A 22,401-nucleotide genomic window follows, 5' to 3' on the forward strand; every position below is an offset into this window, starting at 1 on the left:
GTCATAAATAGGGGAAGAGCCTTCAAGCTCTTCCCCTATTTTGTATCTGGAGTCTGTACATGGAAAACCTCGACGCGCTCGTCGCTCAAGCCCTTGAGGCTGTGCAAAGCGCTGAAGATATCAATGCCCTGGAGCAAATCCGGGTTCACTACCTTGGCAAAAAGGGTGAATTGACTCAGGTGATGAAGACCCTGGGGAATTTGCCGGCCGAAGAGCGCCCGCAAGTCGGCGCGCTGATCAACGTCGCCAAGGAGCGTGTCACAGAGGTTCTTAATGCGCGCAAAGCGTCGCTCGAGGAGGCCGATCTTGCGGCCAAACTCGCCGCCGAGTCCATTGACGTGACCCTGCCAGGCCGTGGCCAAGCCTCGGGCGGCCTGCATCCGATCACCCGGACGCTGGAACGTATCGAGCAGTTCTTCACCCACATTGGCTACGGCATTGCCGAAGGCCCTGAGGTCGAAGACGACTATCACAACTTCGAGGCGCTCAACATCCCAGGCCATCACCCGGCCCGGTCGATGCACGACACCTTCTATTTCAACGCCAACATGTTATTGCGCACCCATACCTCGCCGGTACAGGTTCGCACCATGGAAGCGAACAAGCCGCCGATCCGTATCGTTTGCCCAGGCCGTGTGTACCGTAGCGACTCCGATATTACCCACTCGCCGATGTTCCATCAGGTTGAAGGCCTGCTGGTTGATCGCGACATCAACTTCGCTGACCTCAAAGGCACCATCGAAGAGTTCCTGCGGGTGTTCTTCGAGAAAGAGCTGGCGGTGCGTTTCCGTCCCTCGTTCTTCCCGTTCACCGAGCCTTCCGCTGAAGTCGATATGGAATGCGTGATGTGCAGCGGTAAAGGCTGCCGCGTCTGCAAACAGACCGGCTGGCTGGAAGTGATGGGTTGCGGCATGGTTCACCCCAACGTGTTGCGTATGTCCGGGATCGACCCGGAAGAATTCTCGGGCTTTGCCTTCGGCATGGGCGTTGAGCGTCTGGCCATGCTGCGTTACGGCGTGAACGACTTGCGTCTGTTCTTCGACAACGACTTGCGGTTCCTCGCGCAATTTCGCTAGTCGTAACGAATCTTTAGGAGAGCAGGATGAAATTCAGTGAACAATGGCTGCGTGGCTGGGTAAGCCCGCAGGTAAGTCGCGACGAGCTGGTTGCGCGTCTGTCGATGGCCGGCCTTGAGGTCGATAGCGTGACGCCGGCCGCCGGTGTTTTCAGTGGCGTGGTAGTGGGCGAGGTGCTGAGCACCGAGCAGCACCCGGATGCCGATAAATTGCGCGTATGCCAGGTCAGCAACGGCGCGGAAACCTTCCAGGTCGTGTGCGGAGCGCCCAACGTGCGCCCGGGCCTGAAAATCCCGTTCGCGATGATCGGTGCCGAGCTGCCGGGCGACTTCAAAATCAAGAAGGCCAAGCTGCGCGGCGTCGAGTCCAACGGCATGCTGTGTTCCCAGGCCGAGCTGCAGGTGGGCGAGGGCAATGATGGCCTGATGGAGCTGCCGGCCGACGCGCCAGTGGGCCAGGACATCCGCGTTTACCTGGAACTGGAAGACGCGAGCATCGAGGTTGACCTGACCCCGAACCGCGGTGATTGCCTGTCCCTGGCTGGCCTGGCGCGTGAAGTCGGCGCGTTGTACGACGCTCCGGTCACGCGCCCGGTGGTTGCCGCCGTGGCTGCGGTGCACGATGAAGTGCGCCCGATCGAGGTGCTGGCGCCCAACGCTTGCCCACGTTACTTGGGCCGTGTGATCCGAAATGTCGACCTGACCCAGCCAACCCCGCTGTGGATGGTTGAGCGTCTGCGTCGCGCGGACGTGCGCAGCATTGACGCGGCTGTCGACATCACCAATTACGTGATGCTGGAGCTGGGCCAACCGCTGCACGCCTTTGATCTTGCCGAAATCAACGGCGGTATCCGCGTACGCATGGCCGAGGAAGGCGAGAAGCTGGTGCTGCTCGACGGCCAGGAAGTCAGCCTGCGCGCCGACACCCTGGTGATTGCGGACCATTCCCGCGCCCTGGCGATTGCCGGCGTGATGGGTGGCGAGCACAGCGGCGTGTCCGCAACCACCCGTGACATTTTTCTCGAAAGCGCGTTCTTCGATCAGATCGCCATCGCCGGCAAGGCCCGCTCCTACGGCCTGCACACCGACGCCTCGCACCGCTACGAGCGTGGCGTGGACTGGCAGTTGGCCCGTGAAGCCATGGAGCGCGCCACTGGCCTGCTGCTGGAAATCACTGGTGGCGAAGCCGGCCCGATCAGCGAAACCGTCAGCGAGCAGTACCTGCCGTCGGTTGCACCGATCACCCTGCGTGCCAAAGCCGTTGAGCAAATGCTTGGCCTGGTCATCGCGCCTGCGGAAATCGAGCAACTGCTGTCGGCACTCGGCCTCGGCATTTCTGCTGACGGCGCCGGGCAGTGGCACGTTGAAGTGCCAAGCCATCGCTTTGATATCAGCCTGGAAGTCGACCTGATCGAAGAACTGGCCCGCCTGTACGGCTACAACCGTTTGCCGGTCCGTTACCCGCAAGCGCGCCTGGCGCCGCAACCCAAAGCAGAAGCGCGTGCGCACCTGCCGGAACTGCGTCGCCTGCTGGTTGCGCGTGGTTACCAGGAAGCGGTGACCTACAGCTTCATCGATCCAAAGCAGTTCGAACTGTTCAACCCCGGTGTTGAACCGCTGCTGTTGGCCAACCCGATCTCCAACGACATGGCGGCCATGCGTTCGTCGCTGTGGCCAGGCTTGGTCAAAGCACTTTCGCACAACCTCAACCGTCAGCAAGATCGCGTGCGCATGTTCGAAAGCGGCCTGCGTTTCGTCGGCCAACTCGACGGCTTGCAGCAAGAACCGATGCTGGCTGGCGTGGTGTGCGGTAGCCGCCTGCCCGAAGGCTGGGCTCAGGGTCGTGATGCCGTGGACTTCTTCGACGTTAAAGCTGACGTGGAAGCGGTATTGGGTTTTGCCGGTGCTCTGGCTGACTTCACCTTTGTGCCGGGCAGCCACCCCGCCTTGCACCCTGGCCAGACCGCGCGTATCGAACGCGAAGGTCGCCTGGTGGGCTTCGTCGGCGCCATTCACCCGGAGCTCTCGAAAACCCTCGGCCTGGACCGTCCGGTGTTCGTGTTTGAGCTGGTATTGGCTGAAGTTGCTTCGGGCAAGATGCCTAAATTCAGCGAGTTGTCGCGCTTTCCGGAAGTGCGTCGCGACTTGGCCCTCATCGCCGACCGTGACGTCGCCGCCACGGCTGTTCTGGAAGTAATCCGTGAAAATGCAGGGGAATGGCTGACAGACCTCAGGCTATTTGACGTCTATCAGGGTAAAGGCATTGATCCGCATAGAAAAAGCCTTGCAGTCGGCTTGACCTGGCAGCATCCATCGCGCACTCTTAACGACGATGAGGTGAATACCACGACGCAAAATATCCTCACCTCGCTCGAACAAAGGTTAAACGCCACGTTAAGGAAGTGACGTATGGGGGCTTTGACGAAAGCTGAGATGGCGGAACGTCTGTACGAAGAGCTGGGTCTGAACAAACGCGAAGCCAAGGAATTGGTCGAGCTGTTTTTTGAAGAAATCAGGCACGCTCTGGAAGACAACGAACAGGTCAAGTTGTCCGGTTTCGGCAATTTTGACCTGCGGGACAAACGCCAGCGGCCTGGCCGCAATCCAAAAACGGGAGAAGAAATCCCGATCACGGCTCGCCGTGTGGTCACCTTTCGTCCAGGGCAGAAGTTGAAGGCCCGAGTTGAGGCTTATGCTGGAACCAAGTCATAACGACGAGCTACCCGTCATCCCGGGCAAACGCTACTTCACCATTGGTGAAGTCAGCGAGCTGTGTGCGGTAAAACCGCACGTGCTGCGCTACTGGGAGCAGGAGTTTCCTCAACTCAACCCCGTCAAACGCACCGGGAACCGTCGGTATTATCAGCGCCAGGACGTGCTGATGATCCGACAGATCCGCGCGTTGTTGTACGACCAGGGTTTTACCATCAGCGGCGCACGCCAGCGTATGTCCGGTGATGAAGCCAAAGACGACACCACCCAATACAAACAAATGATCCGTCAGATGATCTCCGAACTCGAAGATGTGCTGGTGGTTCTGAAGAAATAACCGCAGTTTTTAAAATACTTCCACATTTCAAAAGCTTGCGGTATATTCCGGTTCGCTTCGTTGCGAAGCAAACCCAGTAACACGCCTAGTCGGGGCGTAGCGCAGTCCGGTAGCGCACTAGCATGGGGTGCTAGGGGTCGAGTGTTCGAATCACTCCGTCCCGACCATATAATTCAATGACTTGGCCCAATCTGAAAAGGTTGGGCTTTTTCATGTGGCAAGCTTTTAATTGAGTCAGCCTTATGCCGCTGACCGCCCGGCTATTTGCTGCGCGCCGTGCTCCAGGTGAATGAGTATGCACTCAGCGGTTGCGCTTTTTAATGCCTCAAAATAGACGTCGAAGCCTGTCCCTTTTTTTCATCTCGCCGGTCATTTCAGGTAAGTGAATAAATTCGAGAGCTTCCTCCTATGTCCGCAGTTCCACCTTTGCGCTTGCGCCCGTTGCTGAACCTGAGCCTGATGCTAAGCCTCAGCGCCAGCCCGCTATTCATCCCTGTCAGCTATGCCGAAGACAGCACCGCGCGCCGTAGCTATCAGGTGCCAGCCGGCAGCTTGAGCGCCGCATTGACTCGCTTTGCCGGGTTGGCAGGCGTCAACTTGTCGGTAGACCCGGCGTTGGTCAGCGGGCGCAGCAGCAGTGGTTTGTCTGGCGAGTACGCGGTGGAGGAGGGCTTTGCGCGTTTGCTGCAAGGCTCCGGCCTGCAATTGCAACCGATGGGTGAGCAGGCCTATGTGTTGATACCGGCCCCGGAGGGCGGCAGCCTGCAGTTGGCACCGACTTCAATCGTCGGCACTTCAGGGCTGGAGGGCGGCGATACCTATGCGGGTGGGCAAGTGGCGCGCCGGGGCTCGCAAGGCCTGTTGGGCTCGCGGGACTTTATGGACACGCCGTTCAGCATGACCACCTACACCGCCGATGCGGTGAAGAACCAGCAGGCGCGCACCCTTGGTGACTTGATCGCCAGCGACCCGTCGGTACGCGCGACCAACCCGGCCGGTGGGCGTTACGAGCAATTCACGATTCGCGGGTTCAGCCTGTTCAACAGCGATGTGGCCTACAACGGCCTCTACGGCGTGTTGCCGACCTACACCATCGACATGGAAATGGCCGAGCGCGTCGATGTGCTCAAAGGCCCTAACCAGTTGATCAACGGCATCTCGCCGCGCGGAAGCGTAGGCGGTGGAATTAACGTGGTGCCCAAGCGCGCCACCGACAAAGACATCAACTCGTTTACCGGCACCTGGGCATCTGACAGCCAGGCCGGTGGCGCAGTGGATGTGGGCCGGCGCTTTGGCGAGGACAACCAGTTCGGCATTCGCTTTAACGGCGTCAAGCAGGCTGGCGATACTGAATGGGACCACCAGAGCGTCGACCGTGAGATGGCGGTCATTGGCCTGGATTTTCGCGGCGAGCGCTTGCGCCTTTCCACCGACATCGGCCACACCGAGCGCGACACCGATGCGCCGCAAGAGCGCGTGCAGGTCGGCGCGAATGCCAAGGTGCCGAGTGCCAATGAGGTGCACCGCAACTACGCGCAAAGCTGGAGCAAGGCCAGCACCAACGACACGTTCGGCACGCTCAACGGCGAGTTCGACCTCAGTGACAGCGTGATGCTGTATGGCGGCGTGGGCGCACGCGAGAGCCATCACGACTTCCTGCGCCACGCGGTGTCGGTCACCAATGACGCAGGGGATTTCAGCGTGCTGCCGCGTGATTTCACCCGCGACGAAAACGTGCGCACCGCCACGGCCGGCGTGCGCAGTTGGTTCCACACCGGGCCAGTCAGCCACGAGGTCAACCTGGCCGCCAGCTACTTCTACATGGACTTTGAAAACGGCGGCGCTCGCTACGCTGCGGCGCCGAGCAATCTGTACAACCCGGTGCAAACCCCGACGCCGTCGCGGCCTACGCGTTTCGATTCGAAGGTCTACACCGAGAACATGTTCAGTGGTGTGGCGCTCTCCGACACCTTGGGCTTTTTCGACGACCGCCTGCTGCTGACCTTGGGCGCGCGCTGGCAGCGTGTGAAAGTCGATGACTGGACCGATAACGTCAAAGGCGACACTGCCTATGACGAGGAAAAAGTCTCGCCTTCCGGCGGTATTCTGTTCAAGGCCACCGACAGCTTGTCGCTGTACGCCAACTACATGGAAGGCTTGAGCCAGGGCAAGGTTGCGCCGTCTACGTCGATCAATGAAGATGAAATCTTCCCGCCGTTTATCAGCCGTCAGGTCGAGGTCGGCGCCAAGTACGATGCAGGCGCCTTCGCCGTGACCGCCGCGGTGTTTCGTATCAAACAGCCAGCTTATGAAACCAACGCCACCACGCGGGTGTTCGGGCCGAATGGCAAGCGACAGAACGACGGCGTGGAACTCAGCGTGTTCGGCGAGCCGCTCAAGGGCGTGCGCTTGCTCGGTGGTGTGATGTACATCGACAGCGAACTGACCCACACCACCAACGGCACCTTCGACGGCAACCGCGCACCGGCCACACCCAAGTACAACGTCAACCTGGGTGCCGAATGGGACGTGCCGACCGTCGAGGGCCTGACGCTGACCAGCCGCGGCATCTACTCAAGCGCGCAGTACCTGGACACCTCCAACGTCAAGCAAATCGATGCCTGGAACCGTATCGACGTCGGCGCGCGCTACGCCTTCAAGGTCGACGACAAGCAGATTACCCTGCGCGCCAATGTCGAAAACGTCGCCGACAAGCGCTACTGGAGTTCGGCCGGGGCGTCGGATGACAGTGAGCCAGGTTTGACCCTGTCCACGCCGCGCACCTATTTACTCTCGGCCACTGTCGATTTCTAGAAGCCGCCCGAATGTAGCGGTCGATCGTTCCCACGCTGCGTGGGAATGCATCCCGTGGCGCACCGCGTCACCTTGCATAACCCCTGCGAGCGCCGCTGATCAATGACGTTAATAGGAATGTTTTTTGATTGCTCCGCCCCGATATGGAATAGTACCCGCCGTTTTCCCAGGCCTGTCGCGCTTGGGTGTTTCAACGCCGAGGTTGTTCATGCGAATGCTGCGCTCCATCCCCACTCTTGCCGCCTGCCTCCTGGCGTTGTGCTCCAGCGTATTGAACGCTGCGCCTATCGACCTGAACGACGGCCAACACGCGGTGCATCTGCCGGATGCGCCCAAGCGCGTGGTGGTGCTGGAGTTCTCCTTTCTCGACAGTTTGGCCGCGGTTGACGTAACGCCGGTAGGCGCTGCCGACGATGGCGATGCGAACAGGGTGTTGCCGCGCGTGCGTCAGGCCATCGGCGAATGGAAGTCCGTGGGCCTGCGCTCGCAGCCGAGCATCGAGGAAATAGCCCGGCTTAAACCGGACTTGATTATTGCCGACCTCAATCGCCACCAGGCGTTGTACAGCGACTTGGCGAGTATCGCGCCGACCTTGTTGCTGCCCTCGCGGGGAGAGGATTACCAGGGCAGCCTGAAATCCGCCGAGCTGATCGGCAAGGCCGTGGGCAAAAGCGCGCAGATGCAGGCGCGCATTGCGCAGAACCGTGAGCACCTCAAGAGCATTGCGCAACAGATCCCGGCCGGTGCCAGCGTGTTGTTCGGTGTGGCGCGCGAAGACAGCTTTTCGGTGCACGGCCCCGACTCTTATGCCGGCAGCGTGCTCGAAGCCATCGGCCTGAAAGTACCGTCTGTGCGTGCCAAAGCTGCGCCGACTGAGTTCGTCAGCCTGGAGCAATTGCTCGCGCTGGATCCGGGTTGGTTGCTGGTCGGTCACTACCGTCGCCCAAGCATCGTCGACACCTGGAGCAAGCAGCCGCTGTGGCAAGTGCTCGGCGCGGTGCGCAACCAGCACGTGGCCGAGGTGGATGGCGACAGTTGGGCGCGCAACCGCGGCGTGTTGGCTTCGGAGCAAATCGCAGAAGACGCGCTGGCGATTCTCAAAGGCGGCAAAGCCGACCTGAGCCAGTAACCGTGCAGCGCAGTTTCGCCGCAGCAGGCATTGTGCTGCTGGGGGCCGTGTTGTTCTGGTACTCGCTGTTCAGCTGGTCGCCGTTTGTGATCACCCCGGCGGATGCCTGGAATGGCTTGGTTCACCAAGGCCACGAAGGCGGCAATATGGCTTATATCGTCGCCCAATTGCGCGTGCCGCGTGCGCTGTGCGCAGGCTTGGTGGGCGCCTGCCTGGGGCTGGCCGGCGCGCTGATGCAAGGCATTACCCGCAACCGTCTGGCATCGCCTTCTTTATTTGGGGTGACAGCGGGGGCGGCGTTGGGATTGGCGTTGTTTTCGACCGGCCTGGTGGCACCACCCTTTGCCGGTGGTGCGCTGTTAATGACCTGCGTGGGCGGCGCGCTCGCCTGGGTCACGGTGTTCAGCCTCGGCGGCGCCTGGTCGCCGACCACCGCCCAAGGCCGCTTGGTATTGGCCGGTGTGGCGGTTGCCGCATTGTGCGCGGCATTGACCCGGCTCAGCGTGATTCTGGTCGAGGCGCAGGCACAAAGCGTGCTGAACTGGCTGGCCGGTTCGCTGGCCAACGTCGGTGCAGCGCAGGTGCAATTGCTCTGGCCTTGCACCTTGATCGGCGGTGTGTGGGCGCTCTGGTGTGCACCGCGCCTGAACCTGATCAACCTCGGTGAAGACGCCGCGCGCTCGCTGGGCGTCGGCATCGCCAGCCTGCGCTTGCAGGTGTTTGCCGCCAGCCTGTTGCTGGTCGGCGCCAGTGTCTGCGCGGTCGGGCCGATTGGCTTCGTCGGGCTGATTGCGCCGAATATCCTGCGCCAGTTTCTCGGTAACGACTACCGCTGGCTGATCCCGCTGAGTGCGGCGCTGGGCGCGGTAATCGTGCTGGCCGCCGACCTGCTCAGTCGCGCCGTGGCGTTCCCGGTGGAGACACCGGCCGGTGTGGTGACTGCACTGATCGGCGCGCCGTTCTTTCTGTTTCTTGCCAGGCGCGCGTTATGACCCGGCCACGCTTGCGCTTATGGCTGTTGCTCGGTCTGTTGCTGGTGGCGACCTTTGTCAGCCTCAGCGCCGGCACGCTGTGGCTCAAGCCTGCAACGGTGCTGGAGCGCCTGTTGGCGCATGACGCGCTCGACTTTGAAGTGTGGAACCATCGCCTGCCGCGTAGCGTGATTGCGATTCTCGCCGGCTGCGCTTTCGGCCTGGCCGGGGCGATTGTGCAGGGGGTGATTCGTAACCCGCTGGCGTCGCCGGAAATTCTCGGTGTGACCCAAGGCGCAGGGCTGGCGCTGACCGTGGCGATCATCGGTTGGCCGCAGTTGCCGATTGCCTGGCTGCCACTGGTGGCCTGCCTCGGCGGCGGCGCTGGGGCGTTGCTGCTGGCGTTGTATAACAGCGGCGTGAGTTTCTCCGGGGTGCGTTTTGCGCTGTCGGGGGTGGCAATTGCGGTGACCTTGTCCCGCGTCACCGAGTTTCTGATTTTGTCGCATCCGCTGGACATCAACACCGCGTTGCTCGCGCTGACCGGCAGCCTGTGGAGCCGCAATTGGCAGCATGTGGTGCTGGTGCTGCCGTTTCTGCTGCTGATTCCGTTGGGGCTGTGCCTGGCCAAGCCGCTGAACCTGATCGCCCTTGGCGACGAAGCGGCCCACAGCTTGGGCACCGCGCTGAGCCGCACGCGCTGGCTGGCGATGGCCTGCGCGGTGCTGCTCACCAGCTTGGGCGTGGGGGTGATCGGGCCGATTGGTTTTATCGGCCTGGTCGCGCCGCACATGGCACGGCGCCTGGTGGGCGGGCATCACCAGTACTTGCTGCCGGCCGCCATGCTGATCGGCGCGTTGTTGCTGGTACTCGCCGACACCCTTGGGCGCACGTTGATCGCACCCAGCGAAATCCCGGCGGGGGTGCTCACGGCGGTGATTGGCGCGCCGTATTTTCTTTGGTTGCTGGCACGGTTCAAGGGTTGATGACATGAGTATTCTAAAGGCGCATCAACTCGACATTGGCTACGGCGCCACGCGCATCGTGCAAGGTTTGTCGTTTGCGCCGCCGCCGGGGCAAGTCACTGCGTTGATCGGGCCGAACGGGTGCGGCAAGTCGACCTTGCTCAAGGCGTTCGCGCGCATTCTAAAGCCCACGCAGGGTGAACTGACCTTGCAAGGTCAGGCTTACGCCAGCCTGTCGGCCCGCCAGTTAGCCCAGCAGATTGCGTTTTTGCCGCAGGTGCTGCCCGTGCCGGAAGGTGTCAGCGTGCGCCAGTTGGTCGCGTACGGCCGCAGCCCGCATAACTCATTGTGGGGGCGCCTGAGTGGCAGTGATCAAGCCCATGTGACCCAAGCCATGCAGCGCCTGGAGCTGGACACGCTGGCCGACCGGGCGCTGGCGGACTTGTCCGGTGGCCAGCGCCAGCGCGCGTGGCTGGCGATGGTATTGGCGCAGAACGCGCCGGTGGTGTTGCTCGATGAACCGACCACGTACCTCGACATCAGCCACCAGGTTGAACTGCTCGACCTGATGCGCGAACTGGCCGCCGAAGGCAAAACCGTGATTACCGTGTTGCACGACATTAACCAGGCCTGCCGCTACGCCGACCACCTGGCGGTGATGCACGCCGGCAAGCTGGTCGCCGATGGCGCACCGGCGGCGGTGATCAGTGCCGAGCTGATGCGTCAGGTGTTCGATGTGCAGGTGCGGATCATGCTTGAACCGGTGGCCGGCACCCCGATGTGCCTCGTAGAGAAAAGCACCCGACCGCAGGCCGAACGCGGTTAAGTGGTTGGATCAAAAGCGCTTTTGGTGGGAGCGGGCTTGCTCGCGATTGAGGTGTTTCAGTTGAAAAATACTTATCTGACACACCGCTATCGCGAGCAAGCCCACTCCACCGTTGAATCTCAGTTGCCCTGGGCTCTCCACACCGCCTTTTTCACCTCGATCTGCTTGGGCAGCAACCGGTTCTGGTAAAACAGATCGGCCGTCGCCTGTTGCGCCTGGATGATCGTGTCGTCAATCGGCAGGATCGGCGATGGCGGACGGTTATCCATATAGCGTGCAATAACCTCGGCGGGCAGGCCCATAAACCCTGTCAGTACCTTGAGACTGTCTTCACGCTGGCTGCGCGTGAGGGCTTCGGCGGCGCTGAGTTCATCCAGCACGTCGTGGATAAATACGCCATTGGCCTGGGCATACTCGCGCCGTGCGGTATACACCGGCCCCGACAACCCCAAGCCTTCGCCATTGGCCAGCACACGGCTTGGGCTTTGGCTCAGGGCGAGTGACGAATAGGGCTCCCAGATCGCCCAGGCATCAACGCTGCCTTGCTCAAACGCGGCCCGTGCATCGGCGGGTGGCAAGTACACCGGCTGGATGTCCTGGTAACTCAGGCCGGCTTTGTTCAGCGACCGCAGGATCACGTTGTGGGAGCTGGAGCCTTTCTGAAAAGCGACTTTTTTGCCCTTAAGGTCCGCGACCGAATGCAGTGGGCTGTCGTTGCGCACCAGTATCGTTTCCGCCGTAGGTTTGGGCGGTTCGGCGCCGATGTACACAAGGTCGGCACCGGCGGCTTGGGCGAACAGGGGAGGGATATCGCCGGTCGAGCCCACATCCAGCGCACCCACATTCAGCGCTTCGAGCATCTGCGGGCCGGCGGGGAATTCAACCCATTTCACCGCGGTCTGCGGGAAGCGTTTTTCCAGCAGGCCATGTTCCTTGGCGAGCACCAGGGCGATTGAGCCTTTCTGGTAGCCGATACGCAGGGCGGCCGGGTCGGCCGCGAGTGCGGTGTGCGTCACGGCCAGCAGGGCCAGCAACAGCGCGGGGATTTTCATGGCTGTACCTCTTTAAAACGATTTTTCGGGCGCGCCAAACCGAGGTTTTCTCGCAGCGTGCTGCCGGTGTATTCGGTGCGGAACAGACCGCGGCGTTGTAATTCGGGCACCACCCACTGCGCAAAATCTTCCAGCCCTCCCGGCAGGTGCGGCACGAGAATATTGAAGCCATCGGCGGCGCCGTTTTCAAACCAGCGCTGCAACTCGTCGGCGATCTGCGCAGGCGTGCCAATCAGGCTGTAATGCCCGCGCCCGCCGGCAATCCGCCGACCCAATTGCGCCAGTGTCAGTTGCTCGCGGTTCGCCAACTCGCTGAGCAGTTGTTGGCGGCTGCGCTGGCCGCTGTCGGTCAATGGCAGCGCCGGCAGCGGCCCGTCGAGCGGGTAGCCGGACAGGTCGAAATTGCCCAGCATGCGGCCCAGCAAGGCCACGCCCACTGCAGGCTCCACCAGTTGCTGGAACGCGTCGAATTTTGCCTGTGCCTGCGCCTCGGTGTGCCCGACCACGACAAACACGCCGGGCATTATTTTCAGCGAATCGGCCTCACGCCCGTACTGGCCCAAACGGCCCTTGATGTCGGCGTAAAACGCCTGCGCGTTGGCCAACGAGGTTTGCGCGGTAAACACCACTTCGGCGGTCTGCGCCGCCAACTCACGGCCGGCTTCTGAAGAACCGGCCTGTACGATCACCGGCTGGCCCTGCGGCGAGCGCGCGACGTTGAGCGGGCCTTTGACCCGGAAGTGTTCGCCGACGTGATCCAGCACATGCCGTTTCGCCGGGTCGTAGTAGCAGCCGCTGGCCTTGTCGCGCACAAACGCGTCGTCTTGCCAACTGTCCCACAGCCCCGTCACCACCTGATGAAATTCCCGCGCGCGGCTGTAACGTTCGCCGTGGCCGAGGTGTTCATCGCGGCCAAAATTCTGCGCTTCGGCGGCGTTGTCCGAGGTCACCAGGTTCCAGCCCGCGCGCCCGCCGGACAAGTGATCCAGCGAGGCGAATTTGCGCGCCACGTGGTAGGGCTCGTTGTAGGTGGTGGTGGCGGTGGCGATCAGGCCGATGTGGTCCGTCACCGCGCTGAGCGCCGAGAGCAAGGTGAGCGGCTCAAAGTGGTCCGAGCGCGCCATGTGGCTGGCGATGTCGCCGGTGGCGGCAGCAATACTGTCAGCCACGAACAGCGCATCAAACCTGGCCGCTTCGGCGACGTGCGCCAAGTGCTTGTAGTGGGCGAAATCCAACCCGGCATTCGCCGGCACGTCCGGGTGGCGCCAGGCGGCGACGTGGTGCCCGGTGGCCATCAGAAAGGCGCCGAGTTTCAGTTGACGGCTCATGCTTAAAAATCCTTGCGCAGTTGCACGCCGAAGTAACGCTCATCGTCACGCGGTACGGCGCGGTAGATAGAGTTGCCGCCGCTGGCCAGCATGGGTGAGTAGGACTTGTCGGCGAGGTTCTTCGCCAGCAGTGCCACACGCCAGCCGTTGTTGTAGTCGGCCAGGGCCACGCTGGCGTTCCAGATGCCGTAGGCGCCTTGTTGGGTGTCCAGGTTCTGGCTGATGTCGTATTGCACCTCGCTCTGCCAGCTGTAGTCGGTGCCCAGTTCGATGTCCAGGCCGTTATCCAGCGGGATACTGTAGTCGGCGCGCACGTAGCTTTTCCAGTCCGGGCTGTAGGGCAGCGGCTTGCCATTCACGTTGCAGGTAGACGCCGCGCCTGGCGGGCAGGCGAACGCGTCGATGCGCGCTCGGGTGTAGGCCAGGGCGCCGGAGAGCTTGAGTTGCTGGGTGGCCTGCAACGCGTAATCCAGCTCGACGCCTTCGGTGCTGACGCTGCCGGCGTTGATCAGGCGCGTCACCACTTGGCCGGCGACGGTATCGAAAAAGTTGGCCTGGTAGTTGTCGTAGTCGCTGTGGAATACCGCAAGGTTGGTGGTCAGGCGATTGTTCCAGGCGGTGGCTTTGATGCCGGCTTCCCAGGTGTTGGAAGTCTCTGGCTTGAGCGCGTCGGTGTCGCGCGGCTGCATGTTGAAAAACACGTTGTACGCAGGGCCTTTGTAGCCGCGCGAATAGGTCAGGTAGCTGGTGATGGTGTCGCTGATGTCATATTGCACGCCAAGCCGGCCGGACCAGCCGTCTTCATCCACCGAGCCCGAACTGCGGGTGGCCGGTTGAATACCGCTGACTGTGGTGGCGGAGGTAGAGACGCGGCTGTGGTCGTATTTCAGGTCATCGTGGGTATAGCGCAGGCCGGCGATGCCGCGAAAGCGCGAGGTGAAATTCAGCGTGGTCTCGCCGAACGCGGCGTAGCTGTCGCTGGTGGTGCTGTAGTCGGCAATGCCACGGTCGGTGCGCGTGGTGGTGGTGAGTGTGCGCTGGTAGGTTTCCTGGTCCTTGCCGTGCATGTAGAACAGGCCACCGACGTATTCCAGGAACTCACCTTTGGGCGACGCCAGGCGCACTTCCTGGGAGTACTGGTCGAACGCCAAATCACCCTTGTCGGCGGTGCCGGGGAAGGCTGCGGTCACGCTGCCGAGGCGATCGCCGTCCTGGTACTGCGTGTTGTCCCAGCCGCGCCAGGCGGTGATCGAGGTCAGGGTGTAGTCACCGAGGTTCCAGTCAAGCTGGGCGGACAAGCCCTTGTTGGTGTCTTCGACATGGCTGCGGGTATCGGTGTTGATATCGCGGTTGTCGCTGGACGCCCGCACCGGGCTCAGTGCGTTGCTGAACGCCGGGCTCAGCGACTTGCTGACCACACCGTTCGGTGCGTCGTCGTGCGACTGCATGTAGTCGGCGATCAGGGTCAGCTTCACGTCGTCATTGGGGGTGAATTCCAATTTGCCGCGGATACCCTTGTGGTTGTAGCCGTTGACCTCCTGGCCGTTGTTTTTGTTGTCGACATTGCCGTCATAGCTACCGAACAAGGTGCTGATCGAGCCCTTGAGCACGTCCGGCACCAAGCTGCCACCAATGCCGAAACGGGTACGGCTTTCATTGCCGCTGTAGTACGACTGGTCGATATAACCATGGGTCTCGGCGGTAGGCGCTTTGCTGGTGATATTCAGCACACCGGCCGACGCGTTCTTGCCGAACAGTGTGCCCTGCGGGCCACGCAATACTTCGATGCGTTCCAGGTCCAGCAGGTCGAGGGTGGCCTGGCCGGGGCGCGCATACACCACGCCGTCAATCACGGTGGCCACGGTCGGCTCAACGCCGGGGGAGGTGGAAATGGTGCCCACGCCGCGCACGAACAACGAGGTGTCTTTGTTCGACGCGCCGGTGCGAAAGTTCAGCGACGGCACCTGTTGCGCGATGCTCGCCACGCCGGTGCGGTTGTCGCGCTCCAGTTGTTCGCCATCGAGTACCGACACCGCCACCGGCACTTTTTGCAGCGACTCTTCGCGGCGAGTGGCCGTGACGGTGACCGGCTTGAGCGTGAGTTCCGGCTCATCGGCGGCAAATGCGCCTGGCAGCGGGAGTGCGGTCAGGCCGGCCAGAAGCAATAAATGAGTGTGGCGTGGAAAATTGTGCATGCTGTGCCCGTTCGAAAAATGCCCTGATCCGCTGCGGTTCTGCGACCGTCAGCGCCTGTGTCACTGTCTTGGGCATTCGCTCGAGCGAGTAGCAGACACCGCGCTTTGTTAGCGCTAACATCGGCATTATTGGTAGGTCTGGTTTAGAGCGTCAAATACTAAAAAATTAGCCTTATATTCTTTTTTGTTTCTAGCAGGACTGTCCCTTGAGCGAAGACAAACCGCGCAAACGCCGTGGCGCAGGCCGTGTCACCCTCAGCACCGTGGCGCGGCAGGCCGGCGTGTCGGCGATCACCGTGTCGCGTTACTTCAACCAGCCGGAGCAAGTCTCGCCGCAGCGGCGCCAACGCATTGCAGCCGTGGTCGCCGAGCTGGGTTATGTGCCTAACCTGGTGGCCGGTGGGCTGGCGTCGGCGCGCGGCAGAATCGTCGCGATGGTGATCCCGAACATTTCCGGGCCGATCTTTGCCAACACGCTTCAGGGTTTCAGCGACACCCTCAGCCGCCATGGCTATCAATTGCTGTTGGCCTCGAGCTACTTCAGCGTCGAGCAGGAAGAAAGCGCGGTGCGCGCGTTCCTCGGTTGGTCGCCTGCGGCGCTGGTACTCACCAGCCGCTTCCACAGCGCCGGCACTGAAAAAATGATCGCAGAAGTGGATATTCCGGTGGTCGAAACCTGGGACTACGTACCCGAGCGTGAGCCACTGCAGATCGGTTTTTCGCATTACGAGGTGGGCGTCACCGCCGCGCGTTATCTGCATGGCAAGGGCTACCGGCGCATCGCCTTCGTGCAGAACAGTGTGGTCGGCGACTTCAGCGCGCTGGAGCGGCGTGATGGTTATGCCGCGACCGTTACCGCGCTGGGTTTGCAGCCTTGGGTATTCGTGCCAAGCGCCGAGCACGCGCCGTTCGAAGCGGGCAAACAAGCGATGCAGGCATTGATGGCCGATGCCACGCCGCCGGATGCAATCGTCTTCGCCAACGACAACCTGGCCGCCGGTGGCTTGCTGGCCGGGCAGCGTGCCGGGCTGAACATCCCGCAAGACTGCGCGGTGCTCGGCTTTGGTGATTACCCGTTTGCCGAAATGCTCCTGCCGAGCCTCAGCACCATCAAGCCGCCTGCGCTGGAGATCGGTGTGCTCGCGGCAACCCGCGTGCTGCAAAGCCTCGGCGCACTGCCGCTGGAGGATGAGGTGCAGCGCTTGAACCTGCTCGACTGCCGCTTGATCGAGCGCGAAAGCACCTGAGGTTTATTTGCGGCTCATGGTCAATTTGGATACGGTGCAAGCCTGCCCCAAAAAAGGACTTTTCCATGACCGATCCACTCGCGCCTGCGCCGATCAAGACTCGCCGTGCGCCCAAAGGTGAAAAACGCCGCGAAGAGCTGCTGGACGCAGCCTTGCAGGTCTTTTCCCTCGAAGGTTACAGCGGTGCGTCAGTGGCCCAAGTGGCGGCCATTGCCGGTATTTCCGTGGCCGGCCTGCTGCATCACTTTCCAAGCAAAATTTCATTACTGATGGGCGTGCTGCAACGCCGCGACGAAGTGAATCAACGCATTGCCGATCAAGTGCGGGCCGAGAAGTCACTGACAGGGTTGCTTGGCAGCCTGCGCGCGATCAACCGCTCAAACGCAACCGCGCCGGGGGTGGTGCGGGCCTTCACGATTTTAAATGCCGAAAGCTTGCTCGACACCCAACCTGCCTGGGCGTGGTTTCAGGAACGTTATGCGGGCATTCAGCGGCGACTGCGCGGGCAGTTCGCTGACTTGGTGGCGATGGGCGAAGTACGCGGGGATGTTGACTTGGCGGGGCTGGTCGAGGAGATCCTCGCCATGATGGATGGCTTGCAGATCCAGTGGCTGCGGTTTCCCGAGCAGGTAGACTTGGTGGCGCGGTTTGATACCTATTTGGCGCGGGTCGAGGCGGCGATCAGAACTCAACCACCTGAGCCGAACACGGCGTGAAAAAAGGGTTCTTCACGCAATTTCGGCGAAGACGCAAACTAGAACGCCGATTTGATTGATGCTGTTCGTGCGAGCAAATACTTCAAAAAACCGGCGTTCTGTGTGGGTTCAGATCATTGAATCAATATCAAACGGGTACGGCGCGCCGGGGGTATAACCTGACAGTGACGCCATAAATTCCTCGTCGCTCAAGACCGCGGCGGGCGCCATGGCCAGTTGTTCAGCCCGCGTATTTTCCGCGTGAGCCTGCCAGCGCAGCAGGCTGTCTGCGAGTGCTTCCGCGTCTTCTGAAAGCAAGCCGTAGACGCTTGCGGCGGTCACCTTCTCATAGCGCAACGTGGCCAAGCGGTCACGGGTCTGTTGCACTTTATGGGTTTCTCGACTGAACGCTTCAACCGCAGGTTCGTGGCTTTCGCGGTATTTATCGCCACGCGCGTACAAGTCTCGGCGGCGGAGGAATAACTGTTGGTTAATGCGGATCAGAGCAGCGTCTACAAAATCGAACTCACGCGGGGTGACCAGCGAACGTTTGAGCTGCAGCGATTCCTGCGCGCGTCGAAGCGCGGCCCAGCAATTGGGAATGTAGCCTCCAACCATTGAATGGTTGCCACTGTGCTTGAGGCCTTGAGCGATAAGCCCGGGGCGGTCGGGCAGTCCGTTGATTTGCTGCACGGCCAGCGTGCAGGCGGCGTGCTGGGTAATGGTGTCGCAACCGGGCTGCCAGAGGATGGAAGAGGTTTCTTTGCCGCCCAACTCCACCGGGAGGAAGTGGCGTAACGTGCCGTGGTGTTCATACGGCTCGCCGCTGAGGTTGGTAATGCCCGCTACGAACACCGAGAGGCCGACAGGCACGTTTACGAAGGTCAAGGCGGCGCCAGTCGCGTAGACCGGCGTTTTGGTGTTCATCCATGTACCGGGCACGCTGGGCACCGGGTCGTTATGGTTGACCATGCGGTAATGCACCAGGTTGGCGGCCGCTTTTACGAAGGTGGCGTCAGCCGCTCTTGGGGCGCCGTAGGTGTAGAGCGTGATGTCGGCACCATACTTTTTCTGCCGACGTAGCATTTCCGAGAGCAGCAAGGTAATGGCACCGCCCAAGCTGTGACCGCAGATGATCAGTTTTTGGCCGGTGTAGAACTTATCGAGATACTTGTCAGTGAGGTCATAGACTTTAAGTGCAGCCTCATAGAATCCTCGGTGGACATTGCCCACACCTTCCACAAAGGGTACTTGGAGTGCATCGGCATCACGGAGGGCATCCGCGATTATTTCATTGGTGCCGCGTACGGAAATCAGGATCAACTCATCGTTGTGCGTGATAAACGCTTGGGTGTCGGTGTTATCAATTTGGTCTCGATCATCCAGAAAGTGAATGCTGGCAGGGGTTTCTTGATCCGTTTCTAAATCCGGGCTGTTCGCTGGGTACAGATCAGGATCAAACGGTACGATTTCCAGGCGGTTGGAATACGGCACATCTTCGTATAGCGGGTAGTAAGCGGTGGTTTGGGAGGGGTCCACTGTCCAGATTTCATCAAACTTTGCCAACGCATCACCGAACCAGTTACCCATGCTTGGTTTGCTCGGGAAACTAACGTTCTTGTCTCTGATGGGCGGCTTGTCGGACTCCTGCCCAAACGGGTGGTAGCTCAAGGTGGCCATGATGGCGAGCTGATACAGGTTCAGCGCACAGAACTGCGGGTCTGTAGACAGCATCGGACACAGGGCGCGTAAAGGACGAACTTCCAACACGCTGTGTTTATTGGCAAGCAGGCAGACCCCGCGCTTTCCATGCTCGCCCATCAGTGAAGCCCAGCGCCGCATGGCAGGGTATTGGCACTCGACTTCAGGCGGCAAATGCGCAACATGGTCGACAAAATGACGAACTTCGACCTGGAAGAAAAAGTCTGCACACGCTTGTGCGGGGTTTTCTGCGGTGCGCGAGCCGTCTTTATGAAAGTGGCGGGTTTGCTCGGCGCGAACTTGCAGTTCGGTTATCGGCAGTGGGTAGTGAGGCCTTTTCTGTAGATAGGCATAAAATTCATTTCCACCCTGATACGGCTTTTTGAAAATCAACGCTATCGGCCCCGCGAAGTGGTTCTCGACTTTGCCTGCGCCTGTAGCGTCGAGTTTACCCTCGTAGGTATAACCTTCTGAGTCAATGACTTCGTAAGTTAATCCAAAATAAGATTGCCCTTCACCACTTTCATCAACCAACTGAAAGCTTGTCCATTTACCTCGAATAGGGCAGGTGAACATACGATCGTTTAGCGGGTGCTTCAGCTCATCATCCAACTTGCTCATTGATCTATTCCTTATTCTGTACAGTTGGGGTAAATGTTGCAGCTGCGCCCATCAGGCATCTTGAAACTGCTGAAGTCTTTGTGGTTTCCAAAACAGAACGCATACTGGTCTTCAATTGCTTTGCCCATGCAGCGTTTCCAACCATTCGGGACTTTGACCCAAGTATCGCCGATTGCAGGTTTTTCCTCTTCAGCCAACTGAATCTTCAGCTTTACGGTTTTACCAGGTAGTTGATCCAAGGTGTAAGCCCCTACAGGACGCCCTTTAGTAACCAAGCCGTGGTCGTCGATTTTTTTGCACGCGAGCCCCTTTGAAATATAACGTTCAACCCCCATGGTACGAAATAGCCACTGACACTGACCATTTATCGCGCCCTCTCCAGCAGAGTCAAAAACTCCTTTGTACTTTTCCTCCAATTGCTCCCTGATAATAATCATCGCTGAATCTGCGCCAAAGTCGCCACGCGCTTTTCCATAAGCACCGTAGACTTCAACTTCAACGCGATAGACAACTAATGGGCAGCCTTCAATAGTGCGATAGATGGGGATTTCCAAGTCGCGTTTGTAGCGTTCTTTATAATCCAGATGCCATCTTTGGTTGTAACCTATATGAGGCTTTTTAACCGTGCACGTTTCTCCCTTGGCAGGTGCGTACCTGGCGACTGCCTCGTAAGTAAAATCAGGAGGAAAGTCAGCCGTGAAGGTGAAGCTCTCCGACTTCCCGGTAGCACAGCCTGTTGTCAGCATTACGTAGCCCCCCAGGAAGAGGGTTTTAAGTGCATTCGTCATAGCGAGGCGTTCCCTTTCAGAGATCCATCAACCAGCCGAAAAATCGTCCAGTTACCTTGGGGCGGGCAGTTAAACGTGCGGCTATGTAACGGGGGCTTTATCTCTTCATCCAATGCGCTCACTGAGCGATTCCTTATTCTGTACAGCCGGGGTAAATGGTGCAGCTGCGCCCATCAGGCATTTTGAAATTGCTGAAGTCTTTGTGGTTTCCAAAACAGAACGCATACTGATCTTCAAGAGCTTTGCCCATGCAACGTTTCCAGCCATTAGGGACCTTGATCCAAGTATCGCCGATTGCAGGATTTTCCTCTTCAGCCAACTTGATTTTCAGCTTCACTGTTTTACCCGGTAGTTGGTCCAAGGTGTAAGCTCCTACAGGACGCCCTTTCGCCACCAAGCCCTGGTCGTCGGTTTTTTTACAGTCAAGTAGTTTTCTTATATATCGCTTAGGACCTACAGTACGGAACAGCCACTGACACTGACCATTTATCGCGCTCTCCCCAACAGAATCAAAAAAACCTTTGTATTTATCTTCCAGCTGTTCTCTAACAATAATCATCGCTGTATCTGCGCCGAAGTCACCACGCGCTTCTCCATAAGCGCCGTAGACTTCAACCTCAACGCGATAGATAACTAATGGGCAACCTTCAACGGTGCGGTAGATGGGAATTTCCAAGTCGCGCTTGTAGCGTTCTTTATAATCCAGGTGCCATCTTTGGTTGTAACCTATATGAGGCTTTTTAACCGTGCACGTCGCTCCCTTGGCAGGTGCGTACCTGGCGACTGCCTCGTAAGTAAAATCAGGAGGAAAGTCAGCCGAAAAGGTAAAACTCTCCAACTTCCCGGTAGCACACCCTGCTATCGGCACGACGCAAAACCCCAAGAACAAGATTTTAAGTACAGGTGTCATAACGGCGCGTCTCCTTGCCAAAACTGTACTTCCTGATAAATACGCTCGAAATGCGTTACTGGTGTTTCTCCAGAGCGCGCCCGCCAGCGCTCTGCAAGTGTGCCGTTGGTTGCCTTTAAACTCTGGACCAATAAAAACTCTATTTGCTCGGGCGACCGCCATCCCCAAGACTTAGCCAATTCCAACTGTGTACTGAGCCATAAGTCAGGGTCTTGTTGCTCAGCAATTCGCGCATAGGCATCCAGATGTTCGGCCAGCAAGTAACGCCTGGCATTGATCTGACTGATACGCGCGAATTGATCACCGTCAACCGGCACCTCGCACCAGGCAGGTCTCTCAGGAACGGGATGGTTACCCGGCGCACAATTATTCAGCGTTAGCCAGTGCTCACCCTGCCAGTAGCAAACGCTGGCAATCGGCCCCAAGTACCCCGCAATAGCCCCGCCGGTTAAATGCGCCAGTGCGCGGGTCAATACCCGGTTGTCATGGAAACGATAGAGCGCCTGATACGGTCGCGCCCCGACAATCAGGCGGTCACGCCAATGTTTGGCCAGCGCGTTAAGCCCGGCCTCCGGTGGAATACTGGCCAGCCAGCCCCAGTTCCTTTCAGGCGCGTCAAGCAACGCGTTCAAACGCCGATCGTCAGGGTTGTCGATAAGGAACACAAAAGGCCCCGCACTCGCCAACTCTGCGACCGGTGTTTCGCTGTATATGCTGCAATACTGGTCAGCGTTTTGAGCGCCTATCAGCGCCTGACGGGTTTCGTGTTCGCCCTCAGAGTCGAGAATCAGGCACAGGCAATGCCCGAGGTGGCGTTGTTCGATCATCCATTGCCGAGGCGACAGAGTGCTCATGCTGTGGCTCCTTCAGGCAGGCACACTGCGTTTTTGCAGGCCTCGCAGACGGGGCAAAAATCAGGCTTTTCACGTTTGGAATCGGCCATCAACGCGTGTTGGGAAGGCGCAATGATGGGTGGCAGCTCGGCAGGCGCCAGTAGCGCAGTCAGTGCCCCTGGCAGTATTGGATTGGCCGGCG

General features: G+C 59.8%; 18 protein-coding genes and 1 tRNA gene. 12 read left to right on the forward strand and 7 right to left on the reverse strand.

The features are described from left to right. Window positions 1-59: 59 nt before the first annotated feature. The 10 genes from pheS to fecE all read left to right on the forward strand — a co-directional run bounded on the left by pheS (window position 60) and on the right by fecE (window position 10,829). On the forward strand, window positions 60-1,076 hold the full coding sequence (gene pheS, locus AO240_RS14640; RefSeq protein ID WP_034099107.1) for a phenylalanine--tRNA ligase subunit alpha: 1,017 nt from the start codon (window positions 60-62) through the stop codon (window positions 1,074-1,076). A 26-nt stretch (window positions 1,077-1,102) separates the two neighbouring features. Next, window positions 1,103-3,481 (forward strand): phenylalanine--tRNA ligase subunit beta, encoded by a 2,379-nt coding sequence (gene pheT / locus AO240_RS14645; RefSeq protein WP_099237067.1) that lies wholly within the window; start codon window positions 1,103-1,105, stop codon window positions 3,479-3,481. Window positions 3,482-3,484: 3 nt separating this feature from the next. Beyond that, window positions 3,485-3,787 carry an integration host factor subunit alpha gene (gene ihfA, locus AO240_RS14650; protein WP_002553164.1) on the forward strand — a complete coding sequence of 101 codons (303 nt, stop codon included), beginning with the start codon at window positions 3,485-3,487 and terminating at the stop codon, window positions 3,785-3,787. After that, window positions 3,768-4,124: a MerR family transcriptional regulator gene (locus AO240_RS14655; protein ID WP_003219935.1), complete on the forward strand. Its 357-nt coding sequence runs from the start codon at window positions 3,768-3,770 to the stop codon at window positions 4,122-4,124. The genes ihfA and AO240_RS14655 overlap by 20 nt, the downstream gene beginning before the upstream one ends. A gap of 90 nt (window positions 4,125-4,214) precedes the next feature. Continuing rightward, window positions 4,215-4,291, forward strand: a tRNA-Pro gene (locus AO240_RS14660). 241 nt (window positions 4,292-4,532) lie between these two features. Then, the gene (locus AO240_RS14665) at window positions 4,533-6,938 is read left to right on the forward strand and encodes a TonB-dependent receptor (protein WP_099237068.1); all 2,406 of its coding nucleotides are present in this window, start codon (window positions 4,533-4,535) and stop codon (window positions 6,936-6,938) included. Between the two features lie 214 nt (window positions 6,939-7,152). After that, complete coding sequence (locus AO240_RS14670; protein ID WP_371918630.1) at window positions 7,153-8,067, forward strand: Fe(3+) dicitrate ABC transporter substrate-binding protein FecB; 915 nt, start codon at window positions 7,153-7,155, stop codon at window positions 8,065-8,067. Between the two features lie 2 nt (window positions 8,068-8,069). Further along, window positions 8,070-9,059 carry an iron-dicitrate ABC transporter permease FecC gene (gene fecC / locus AO240_RS14675; RefSeq protein ID WP_099237070.1) on the forward strand — a complete coding sequence of 330 codons (990 nt, stop codon included), beginning with the start codon at window positions 8,070-8,072 and terminating at the stop codon, window positions 9,057-9,059. Continuing rightward, window positions 9,056-10,024: an iron ABC transporter permease gene (locus AO240_RS14680; protein WP_099237071.1), complete on the forward strand. Its 969-nt coding sequence runs from the start codon at window positions 9,056-9,058 to the stop codon at window positions 10,022-10,024. The genes fecC and AO240_RS14680 overlap by 4 nt, the downstream gene beginning before the upstream one ends. Before the next feature lie 4 nt (window positions 10,025-10,028). Next, window positions 10,029-10,829: a Fe(3+) dicitrate ABC transporter ATP-binding protein FecE gene (fecE, locus tag AO240_RS14685; protein ID WP_099237072.1), complete on the forward strand. Its 801-nt coding sequence runs from the start codon at window positions 10,029-10,031 to the stop codon at window positions 10,827-10,829. 119 nt (window positions 10,830-10,948) lie between these two features. Here the strand turns inward: fecE and AO240_RS14690 are convergent, their stop codons facing one another. Genes AO240_RS14690 through AO240_RS14700 form a run of 3 tightly spaced genes read right to left on the reverse strand, consistent with a single transcriptional unit; the run spans window position 10,949 to window position 15,404 of the window. Continuing rightward, window positions 10,949-11,881 (reverse strand): sulfonate ABC transporter substrate-binding protein, encoded by a 933-nt coding sequence (locus AO240_RS14690; protein WP_099237073.1) that lies wholly within the window; start codon window positions 11,879-11,881, stop codon window positions 10,949-10,951. After that, window positions 11,878-13,209 (reverse strand): LLM class flavin-dependent oxidoreductase, encoded by a 1,332-nt coding sequence (locus AO240_RS14695; protein WP_099237074.1) that lies wholly within the window; start codon window positions 13,207-13,209, stop codon window positions 11,878-11,880. The genes AO240_RS14690 and AO240_RS14695 overlap by 4 nt, the downstream gene beginning before the upstream one ends. 2 nt (window positions 13,210-13,211) lie before the next feature. After that, window positions 13,212-15,404 carry a TonB-dependent receptor gene (locus AO240_RS14700; protein ID WP_099237075.1) on the reverse strand — a complete coding sequence of 731 codons (2,193 nt, stop codon included), beginning with the start codon at window positions 15,402-15,404 and terminating at the stop codon, window positions 13,212-13,214. 206 nt (window positions 15,405-15,610) lie between these two features. Here AO240_RS14700 and AO240_RS14705 point away from each other — a divergent pair, with 206 nt between their 5' ends. Together AO240_RS14705 and AO240_RS14710 are read left to right on the forward strand one after the other, a co-directional pair. Further along, entirely contained in the window at window positions 15,611-16,651 is a 1,041-nt protein-coding gene (locus AO240_RS14705; RefSeq protein WP_099237076.1) for a LacI family DNA-binding transcriptional regulator, read from the forward strand. A gap of 65 nt (window positions 16,652-16,716) precedes the next feature. After that, window positions 16,717-17,367 carry a TetR/AcrR family transcriptional regulator gene (locus AO240_RS14710; protein ID WP_058412095.1) on the forward strand — a complete coding sequence of 217 codons (651 nt, stop codon included), beginning with the start codon at window positions 16,717-16,719 and terminating at the stop codon, window positions 17,365-17,367. Window positions 17,368-17,475: 108 nt separating this feature from the next. Here AO240_RS14710 and AO240_RS14715 read toward each other — a convergent pair whose 3' ends face one another. The 4 genes from AO240_RS14715 to AO240_RS14730 form a co-directional block, all read right to left on the reverse strand. Continuing rightward, entirely contained in the window at window positions 17,476-19,668 is a 2,193-nt protein-coding gene (locus AO240_RS14715) for a lipase family protein (RefSeq protein ID WP_099237077.1), read from the reverse strand. Window positions 19,669-19,679: 11 nt separating this feature from the next. Then, entirely contained in the window at window positions 19,680-20,456 is a 777-nt protein-coding gene (locus AO240_RS14720) for a hypothetical protein (protein ID WP_099237078.1), read from the reverse strand. A gap of 133 nt (window positions 20,457-20,589) precedes the next feature. Further along, the gene (locus tag AO240_RS14725) at window positions 20,590-21,366 is read right to left on the reverse strand and encodes a hypothetical protein (protein ID WP_099237079.1); all 777 of its coding nucleotides are present in this window, start codon (window positions 21,364-21,366) and stop codon (window positions 20,590-20,592) included. Next, window positions 21,363-22,193, reverse strand: a complete 831-nt coding sequence (locus AO240_RS14730; RefSeq protein ID WP_371918629.1) for a DUF4123 domain-containing protein — start codon at window positions 22,191-22,193, stop codon at window positions 21,363-21,365. The genes AO240_RS14725 and AO240_RS14730 overlap by 4 nt, the downstream gene beginning before the upstream one ends. Window positions 22,194-22,401: the final 208 nt, after the last annotated feature.

Origin of the sequence: Pseudomonas sp. ICMP 460, from assembly GCF_002723595.1 — a bacterium.
GTDB classification, from domain to species: domain Bacteria; phylum Pseudomonadota; class Gammaproteobacteria; order Pseudomonadales; family Pseudomonadaceae; genus Aquipseudomonas; species Aquipseudomonas kitaguniensis.

Bases quoted from the DNA above. Each gene is read 5' to 3' on its own strand.
- pheS (WP_034099107.1), top strand. From the start codon at position 60: ATGGAAAACCTCGACGCGCTCGTCGCTCAAGCCCTTGAGGCTGTGCAA.
- AO240_RS14730 (WP_371918629.1), bottom strand. From the start codon at position 22,193: ATGATCGAACAACGCCACCTCGGGCATTGCCTGTGCCTGATTCTCGAC.
- AO240_RS14670 (WP_371918630.1), top strand. From the start codon at position 7,153: ATGCTGCGCTCCATCCCCACTCTTGCCGCCTGCCTCCTGGCGTTGTGC.
- AO240_RS14665 (WP_099237068.1), top strand. From the start codon at position 4,533: ATGTCCGCAGTTCCACCTTTGCGCTTGCGCCCGTTGCTGAACCTGAGC.
- AO240_RS14725 (WP_099237079.1), bottom strand. From the start codon at position 21,366: ATGACACCTGTACTTAAAATCTTGTTCTTGGGGTTTTGCGTCGTGCCG.
- ihfA (WP_002553164.1), top strand. From the start codon at position 3,485: ATGGGGGCTTTGACGAAAGCTGAGATGGCGGAACGTCTGTACGAAGAG.
- AO240_RS14700 (WP_099237075.1), bottom strand. From the start codon at position 15,404: ATGCACAATTTTCCACGCCACACTCATTTATTGCTTCTGGCCGGCCTG.
- pheT (WP_099237067.1), top strand. From the start codon at position 1,103: ATGAAATTCAGTGAACAATGGCTGCGTGGCTGGGTAAGCCCGCAGGTA.
- AO240_RS14690 (WP_099237073.1), bottom strand. From the start codon at position 11,881: ATGAAAATCCCCGCGCTGTTGCTGGCCCTGCTGGCCGTGACGCACACC.
- AO240_RS14720 (WP_099237078.1), bottom strand. From the start codon at position 20,456: ATGACGAATGCACTTAAAACCCTCTTCCTGGGGGGCTACGTAATGCTG.
- AO240_RS14710 (WP_058412095.1), top strand. From the start codon at position 16,717: ATGACCGATCCACTCGCGCCTGCGCCGATCAAGACTCGCCGTGCGCCC.
- AO240_RS14680 (WP_099237071.1), top strand. From the start codon at position 9,056: ATGACCCGGCCACGCTTGCGCTTATGGCTGTTGCTCGGTCTGTTGCTG.
- AO240_RS14655 (WP_003219935.1), top strand. From the start codon at position 3,768: ATGCTGGAACCAAGTCATAACGACGAGCTACCCGTCATCCCGGGCAAA.
- AO240_RS14695 (WP_099237074.1), bottom strand. From the start codon at position 13,209: ATGAGCCGTCAACTGAAACTCGGCGCCTTTCTGATGGCCACCGGGCAC.
- fecE (WP_099237072.1), top strand. From the start codon at position 10,029: ATGAGTATTCTAAAGGCGCATCAACTCGACATTGGCTACGGCGCCACG.
- AO240_RS14715 (WP_099237077.1), bottom strand. From the start codon at position 19,668: ATGAGCAAGTTGGATGATGAGCTGAAGCACCCGCTAAACGATCGTATG.